This window comes from Neobacillus drentensis (assembly GCF_036962765.1).
GTDB lineage: Bacteria > Bacillota > Bacilli > Bacillales > Cytobacillaceae > Neobacillus > Neobacillus drentensis_C.
Genome location: NZ_JBALOS010000281.1, coordinates 2,643 through 10,845, shown reverse-complemented (window position 1 = coordinate 10,845; position 8,203 = coordinate 2,643). Strand labels below are relative to the sequence as shown.

Sequence of the window (8,203 nt, the reverse complement as noted above, 5' to 3'; positions counted from 1 at the left end):
GTTACATAATGTGGTAACTCCCTGTTTTAATAATGGCTCATTCATAAAAGAGTAACTTATACGCAAGTGATGATTTTCGTGCTCTACCGGGTAACAAGCTGATCCGGGCAAGAAGGTTAGTTGCTGATTTTTTGCTTCTACTAGCACTTGATTACTATCTAGCCAAGGTGGAAGACTGATCCATACGTTTAATCCCCCCTCCGGGATTTGCCATGATACACCCTCAGGCATATGTTCTGAAAGTAATTCAAGAACTAAATCGCGTCGAATCTTTATTGCCGTTCTCAATTTTTTATAGTGATCGATCATATTTTTCGAGTTGATAAACGATAGAATGGATTTTTGAGTGAGTAATGGACTCCCAAGGTCAGTATTAGCTTTGGCAGCCAACAGTCGATTGAAGACGGTGCCTGAAGCAGCCAATATGCCAATTCTAGAACCTGGTGCCAGTGTTTTGCTTAATCCTTTCAAGTAAATCACATGACCGTTATGATCGATACTTTTAATGGGAGCCGGCGGCTTTTTCGTAAAATAAATCTCACCCCATGGATCATCTTCAATAATAAGGCACTGGATACTTTGTGCAATATCAAGAATTTGTCGGCGGCGTCTAGATGTCATCACAGCACCGGTTGGATTATGAAAAGTTGGAATCGTATAAATGATTTTGGGTTTATGTTTATCACATAAATTTTGGAGGATATCAACGCGCATTCCGTCCTTATCAACCGGCACGGTAAGAATTGTGGCTCCTCTCCCTCGAAATACATCAATTGCTCCTGGATAGGTGGGGGCTTCCATGACCACCACATCTCCCGGCCCAACAAATGTACGAGCAACAAGATCAATCCCTTGTTGTGAACCACTCGTAACTAAAAGGTTCTCAGGAAAAGAAGGAACTCCTGAACGTTTCAAGTACTCACACATTGCCTTTCTGAGGCGTGTGTCGCCTTGAATCTCTCCGTATTGAGACAATATCCTAGGGTTTTCGGAAAGCATTTGGTGAATCTCACGTTCTAAATAACGATTTGGTAGAAGCCCGGGATCAATCATAGAGGAGGAAAGGTTAATCTTTTCAGGGACAAGATGAAATCGGCCAAACTGTGATCTTGGTAAATAATCTTGAACCGATAGCTGCCAATCAAACGAAAAAGTCTCATCTTCTCTTTCTTCATCCGCTTTTCGTGTCTCTTTTACAAACGTTCCTTTTCCTTGGACAGAAGTGATAAAACCTTCATGCTCCAATTGCTGGTACGCCTTGACTGCTGTAACCAAACTGACACCAAGCTGTTTAGATAGCTCGCGCACGGAAGGTAATTGTAGACCTTCTTGCAAAAGTCCTGATCGGATGCGATCGACAATCGCTTGATATATTTGCTTTGATAGTGAAACTTCTGCATTTCGTTGAATTTCGATTTGCATCATGAGTATCCCCTTAGTGTTATACTTCCGTATTGAGTGTTATACAGTGTTCAATATAAACTATTCGTAATTTAGTTGGTTTATATTATAACACTAAGGGGGAATCATGGATGAAATATTATGTAGTGGATGCCTTTGCCGAAAAAGTTTTTGAAGGAAATCCTGCCGGTGTATGTGTAATGGAGAAGTGGCTTCCAGACGAGATCATGCAGAAAATGGCGATAGAAAATAATCTATCGGAAACGGCATTCGCGGTAAAGGAGGAAAAAATATATCGGCTTCGCTGGTTTACACCGGGCGGGGAGATCAACCTTTGCGGTCATGCTACTTTAGCAACCGCGTATGTCATTATGAACTATATCGACAAACAAGTCGATACCGTCCAATTTGAGACGATGAGTGGACTACTTACAGTAAACAAACTAGGGGAAATGTATGAATTGGATTTCCCAGCCGTTCCATCAGAAGAATTGCCTGTTACGCAACAGATGATTGAAGCTTTGGGAGTTACTCCGCTAGAAAGCTTTATAAATAGAGACCTAGTGTTTGTATTAGATTCAGAAGAGGCTGTGAAACATTTCAATCCTGACTTTTCAAAAATAGAAAAACTATCAGAAGGTATTGGCGTTTGTATTACCGCAAAAGGAAACGAATGTGATTTTGTTTCGAGAGGATTTTTTCCAAAATTAAAAATCAATGAGGATCCGGTGACGGGTTCCTTACACTGCAGCTTGATTCCATTTTGGTCGGAGAGGTTAGAAAAACGTGAGATGGTGGCGAAACAGTTATCCAGTAGAGGCGGGACGCTCTATTGTAAACAGGTAGGGACACGGGTGAAGATGGCCGGAAAAGCCGCACTTTATTCCATTGCGGAAATATATATAGGGAATTGACGGTGTGAGATTTCCAAATTTAGAGTTGAGAGGCGGCATTTTATGCCGCTTTTGTACATACCATTCCTGTGTTGACAACTAGGATGACATTGATTTATTCTGAATATTCATAACAACTGGAGGCTGATGACTTGAGACGGATTCATTATAGTTGGTTTATTTTAGTAATCACATTCTTTTCAATTATTGTAGCGGGGATTGTTCGCTCCTCATCAGGAGTGTTAATTGTTCCACTTGAAGAAGCATTCGGTTGGGATCGGTCATTAATCTCCATTGCGTTTGCGATGAACCTTCTTCTCTATGGGATTTCCGGCCCATTTATGGCCGCACTATTGGAGGAAATAGGTTTAAAGAAAATGATGGTTTTAGCGATGACAACGCTGTTGATTGGTGTGTTCCTTACTCTTTTCATGAAGGAACCTTGGCAATTAATGATCATTTGGGGAGTGATCATCGGCTTAGGTTCTGGGTTGTTTTTAACGATCTTAAGTCCTTATGTTGCGAATCATTGGTTTGAAAAAAGGAGAGGACTTGCGGTGGGCATTTTGACCGCGAGTACAGCGACAGGACAGTTAATCCTTTTACCGTTGTTAGCCATGATCATCGATGCGTATTCATGGAAATGGGCGATTGGTTTCATTCTGATCCTTAGCTTCATTATGGTGGTCATCATCCTATTATTTATGAAAAACTCACCAAAAGATGTAGGGCTTCTTCCATATGGACTTGACAAAGAATCACCTGTAAAGGAACTAGTCCAAAGAAAAAATCCCATTCTTATCGCCTTTCGCACTTTATTTGAAGCGGTAAAAGTGAAGGAATTTTGGTTATTAGCAGGTAGCTTTTTTATATGCGGACTTTCGACGAGTGGATTAATCGGTACACATTTCATTTCATATTGTATAGGTTTTGGATTTACGGCGGTTACTGCTGCGTCCATGCTATCGTTTATGGGAATATTTGATTTAATTGGAACCACTCTTTCAGGCTGGTTATCAGACCGATTCGATAATCGCTGGCTCCTGTTTTGGTATTATAGTCTAAGGGGTGCCTCACTTGTATTTCTTCCTTTTGCACTAAATGATGGCTCGATTACACTGCTTATTATTTTCTCTGTGTTTTATGGATTAGATTGGATTGCGACCGTACCGCCAACAGTAAACATTTCACGACAAATCTTTGGAATTGAAAAAAGTGTTGTTGTCTATGGCTGGATCTTTGCAGCCCACCAATTAGGTTCGGCTGTGGCAGCCGGTGGAGCCGGGATTATCTATAATCTCTTCACCTCCTATACATGGGCATTTGTACTTGCAGGAATGTTCTGTTTGTTAGCCAGTCTATTTGTAATGGTCATTAAAAAACAAGAAATCAAAGTGGATGTTAGTCAAACGTATAAAGCCTAGACGTATCAGAATACACTATTTTTCAAAAATAAGAGGCTGTTAGCGCAGCCTTTTTACTAAGCTTATTTTGGTATATCATTTACTTCGTTTGCCACTTGGATTCCTGATTCAATTGCCCCTTGGATCCAACCGTGGGTAAGTCCAGTATGCTCACCAGCAAAGTGTACTCTTCCCTCAGGTGTCGATATATAAGGATAAAGCTCTACATCCTGACCAGGTTCAAAAGCGGTAAACGCACCACCAGAATAAGGATTTTTACTCCAGCTAAAAGCAGCCCCTGTAACGAATTCTGAATAAACTTGATACCCGAAAATTTCAGCCAAGTTGGTTAATGCATATTGGATCAACTCTCGTTCAGAAAGGGAATCCAATGTTAAGGCCTCATCTGCCCATGTATAGCTCGCGATCACAACCGCAGGTCCATTTGTACCAATTCCATAACTTGGGTAATAGGTAAACCGAATCGGCAGGTCGGTAATGGATTTGCCGCCAAGTTGCCCTGCTTTTTCCCAAAATCTGCTTTTAAACTCGATGGCGATCTTAGATGAGGCCATATAATTGAGTTCGCGAATCGAGCTTCTTTTATAATAGGAAAATGACTCGTAAGGTTCGATTTTCACAAATCGTAGGGTTGAAAAAGGGATGGTCACGATCGCTAGGTCACCAGATATCATGATATTCTCACCGGTTTGTTGATGCCTACAATGAATAGTTACACTGTTTTGGTATTGAGATATCTTCATCATCTTTTGGTTGAACAGAATATTCTCTTTTAATTGCGGTAGAAAGGCAAGAGGCAGCCGGTCCATACCACCGGTTATTTCATAGAAAGTCTTTGTGGATGTTAGGATGATGATCTCTCGTAATACTTCTACGAAGGTCATCGCCATATAGGCTTTTAGATCAAGAAGGACACCAATCATATCAATGGCACCGATTGAAAAATGTGCGTTTAAGAAAGTGCCAAAAGAAATATTTCTATATTGTTTTTCTATTATCGGCCAATTCTTATCTGGATCTTGGTTAATAAAATCAATAATGGGTTGGACTTCAGAAAGCAAAAGTTCCTCAGACGATTTTCCTCTTTCATTCGGAGCAACAGGATATTTTAAAACGCTTGGATTACTTTCATATATACTCAGACGTGTTTTGATGCCATTTGAGTAAAGGATGTCCTTTGGTGTCCGGTTAATAAAAGGATTTACAGGCAACTTAAATTTTTTAATATATTCAAAGGTTATCATATGCTGTTCAGGTATTCGCATTGCTCCGGCATTGAAAAATAAGGGATTACTAAAGGGAGTGCGTATCGTGTAAACACGACCTCCAATTCTATTAGAAGCTTCCAAAATTGTGATTTGATGGCCCCTTTCCTTTAGTAAAGAAGCAGAGACGAGTCCAGCCATGCCTGCACCGATGATAATAATCTGTTTAGGAGCTTGTAATTTCTTCAAACCATTTTGAATGATGGCGAGCATTTGTTGCTCCGTTAATGGGGAATTCATGTAATAGGTTAACCTCCCTTGCTTTCCCAAAAAATGGCTTATTGCATTATATACAGTTAAAACGTTGACTATGTGCAATTTTCTTGTTGGGATTGTTGGGAAAACTTGTCGTTTCATTCATAAGAAAATTATCCAGTTATTGTATTTCTTTTACTGAACGTATGTGCTATAACAGATTAGAGAAGGGACATCTAGGATGGGGAAATAGTCCTGTTAAAAGGGGGGCATAGGTATGAGAGTGGATCAGACAGAATATGAAGTTCATCCATTACATTATGTGATAAGGTCTGCAACGGAGAAAGATGCGAAGAACTTGTCTGAATTAAGACTGCAAATAGACGGTGAGACAGAGAATCTAGATCGAGAAAAAGGTGAAGCCTACATAGATGAATCAGGTTTCAAACAGATCATTAAGGATGACACAGAAAACGCTCGTAATTTATTTTTGGTTGTTGAAGTGAATGATAGACTTGTAGGTTTTTCAAGATGTGAAGGATCCAAATTGAAAAGATTTGCTCATAAAGTAGAATTTGGCATCTGTGTGTTAAAAGAATTCTGGGGATATGGGATCGGTAAAAACTTATTAAAAGAAACGGTTCAATGGGCAGATTCTAATGAAATTAAGAAAATAACGTTAAATGTTATCGAAACCAATGACAAGGCAATCCAACTTTATCAGAAATTTGGTTTTGAAGTGGAAGGTATTCTAAAAAAAGACAAGAAGCTATCCGATGGAATTTTCTATAATACCATCGTGATGGGCAGGTTTAAAGACTAATAATAAGGAGAAGTTGATGAAAAATAATGTTTTGTTTGACACCAATAAAATCGACCGAGAGTCATTGCCATATTATTTTGACTATGGCAAAATCGTTGCTACCCTTCAAGAAAAACTAATGGATGAAACAGGCATCGACTTTCATATGTATTCAGATGAAGATACCTCAAATGAGATTTGGGACATTCTGGAGGAAGATTTGAAAGAGGAATCTCCAGAAGTACAACTTATTTGTCATATTTATAAAGAAGGTGAGACAAAGACCATCTCATCTAACCATACCGATAAAACGTTGGAGCTAGTTGTGAAACCACGCATAACCAACGGTCTTTTTTACTATTCAAGTTATCAGGTTGCCCTTTCAAGGTTGGTTATTTATCAAAGTGATGGGGAAATGACACATGATTTTATTTTTGCGAAAAATGATGCTTGCTTAGTAGCCTTTTTGAAATATGTACTTAAACGAAAAAGAGATTATATTAAGAACTATGTCACTGTATTTACGGATACAGAAGATGGCGTAGAAACAGAGATTGATAGTATTACTACCTTGGTTAGAAGAGAAGATGTATTTTTAGAGGATTCTTTAAAGCGGGAAATTTATCGTTCGATTGACGAATTCTTCTCCGAAAGCGGGCAGTTTTTTAAAACCTATGACATTCCCTACAAACGCGGGATTCTTCTCTACGGAAAGCCTGGTAATGGAAAGACCACACTCGTGAAATCGATCGCAAGCAGCATAAATGCACCGGTAGCTTATTGGCAGATCACAGAATTTACCTCGAGTTATACCATCAAAGAGGTATTTACGTCGGTTTTAAAACTAACACCATTGGTACTAGTCATTGAAGATATTGATTCCATGCCTGCTAGTGTCCGGTCTGTTTTCTTGAACATTTTGGACGGAGCCACTTCGAAGGAAGGGATCTTCATCATTGGTACGACGAATTACCCTGAAAAAATTGATCCCGCTCTTATGAACCGGTCAGGACGGTTTGACCGCGCCTATGAGATTCATGTACCAACGAAGGAGCTTCGTTATCAGTATCTAGTAAACAAGAATATTACTCGGATTTTATCAGAGGAGGAGCTTCAGCAAGTCGTAGATTCGACAAAGGATTTCTCTTATGCCCAGCTCAATGAACTGTATACATCGATTGCCCTTGAATGGCATTACGAACAAAAAGTGGATGTGACCCGACTTTGTGCGGACTTAAAGTCGCTGCAGCAAAAACAACAAAAACAAGAATGGGACCAAGCCCTTTCATCTGCCTCGATCGGATTTTCCGGGTTTGGCGACGATTAATCCTATTTATCCAGTAGAAAGAGAAGATGGTTTATGAGAGTGATAGGTATTGACTTATCTGGTCCGAGTAATCACAAAGATACTGTCATGGCGGTGTTTGAACGACAAAATGGCCGCTTGGACTTTTTGAAATTACTCAGGAATATTGGCGATTTGGACATTTTAAAGGAAATAGAGGCTCAGAGCCAGTTAGATGAGGTGGTAATTGGGATCGACGCACCATTATCATATGAGGATGGAGGAGGAGACAGGGAAGGTGATAAACTGCTCCGTCAGTTTATTGTTTCGATGGGAATGAAGCCTGGATCCATCATGATCCCAACCTTCAATCGAATGGTCTATCTTACCCTAAGAGGAATAAAGATTACTAGAGAGATAGGGAACCTTACTACCAGGTTTCCGATTTCCATAGTAGAAGTGCACCCTGGTGCTGTGATTGGATCAAGACTTCCTCAGTGCGATCTGGAGAATGTGTTGAGCTACAAACAAAGTCTATCATCAAGAACCTGGATTCGCGACTGGCTCGGGGAGCAGAACTTAATCCAGCTACCTGTTTTTATTGATGAGGAAAGTCATTTAATCGATGCCTGCGCTGCAGCATTAGGGGCCTGGCATTGGAAAGATCCATCATTGCATCCCAAGTGGTCATTCCCTGCGAACCCGCCACTGCATCCGTATGGTTATTGTTGTTAAGTGATGATAATGATCTGCCACAGTATAATTCTGTGGTATTTTTTTCGTTGATGCGAGTGGGGAGGGAGAGCTAGTTTTGTGGTAAACGACTGAACCTATCAGAAAAAGAAGAGAAGGGTCGTCTATCGGGGTTCCACCGACTACCTATTTTAAGTTCACACAGGATGAAGGACAAAACCCACCACAAGAACCAACGAATTGTC

The 8,203-nt window shown here is 40.1% G+C and carries 7 protein-coding genes; 5 read left to right on the top strand and 2 right to left on the bottom strand.

Translation table 11 applies throughout. From position 1 onward, the window contains the following. Positions 1-1,422 (bottom strand): PLP-dependent aminotransferase family protein (locus V7137_RS26850; protein WP_335700905.1); only part of this gene is annotated, 1,422 nt, incomplete at its 3' end. A gap of 110 nt (positions 1,423-1,532) precedes the next feature. Here V7137_RS26850 and V7137_RS26845 point away from each other — a divergent pair. Then, a complete protein-coding gene (locus tag V7137_RS26845) occupies positions 1,533-2,315 on the top strand; it encodes a PhzF family phenazine biosynthesis protein (RefSeq protein ID WP_335700903.1) in 783 nt (260 codons plus the stop codon). A 131-nt stretch (positions 2,316-2,446) separates the two neighbouring features. Then, positions 2,447-3,718: an MFS transporter gene (locus V7137_RS26840; protein WP_335700902.1), complete on the top strand. Its 1,272-nt coding sequence runs from the start codon at positions 2,447-2,449 to the stop codon at positions 3,716-3,718. Positions 3,719-3,780: 62 nt separating this feature from the next. On the opposite strand, the gene V7137_RS26835 is transcribed toward V7137_RS26840, so the two are convergent. Beyond that, positions 3,781-5,223, bottom strand: coding sequence for a flavin monoamine oxidase family protein (locus V7137_RS26835; protein WP_335700901.1), 1,443 nt, complete (start codon positions 5,221-5,223; stop codon positions 3,781-3,783). A gap of 232 nt (positions 5,224-5,455) precedes the next feature. Here V7137_RS26835 and V7137_RS26830 point away from each other — a divergent pair, with 232 nt between their 5' ends. Genes V7137_RS26830 through V7137_RS26820 form a run of 3 tightly spaced genes read left to right on the top strand, consistent with a single transcriptional unit; the run spans position 5,456 to position 8,000 of the window. Next, entirely contained in the window at positions 5,456-6,001 is a 546-nt protein-coding gene (locus V7137_RS26830) for a GNAT family N-acetyltransferase (RefSeq protein ID WP_335700900.1), read from the top strand. Positions 6,002-6,017: 16 nt separating this feature from the next. Beyond that, positions 6,018-7,307, top strand: a complete 1,290-nt coding sequence (locus tag V7137_RS26825; RefSeq protein WP_335700899.1) for an ATP-binding protein — start codon at positions 6,018-6,020, stop codon at positions 7,305-7,307. A gap of 33 nt (positions 7,308-7,340) precedes the next feature. Continuing rightward, positions 7,341-8,000 (top strand): DUF429 domain-containing protein, encoded by a 660-nt coding sequence (locus V7137_RS26820; protein ID WP_335700898.1) that lies wholly within the window; start codon positions 7,341-7,343, stop codon positions 7,998-8,000. The last annotated feature ends 203 nt before the right edge of the window (positions 8,001-8,203 follow it).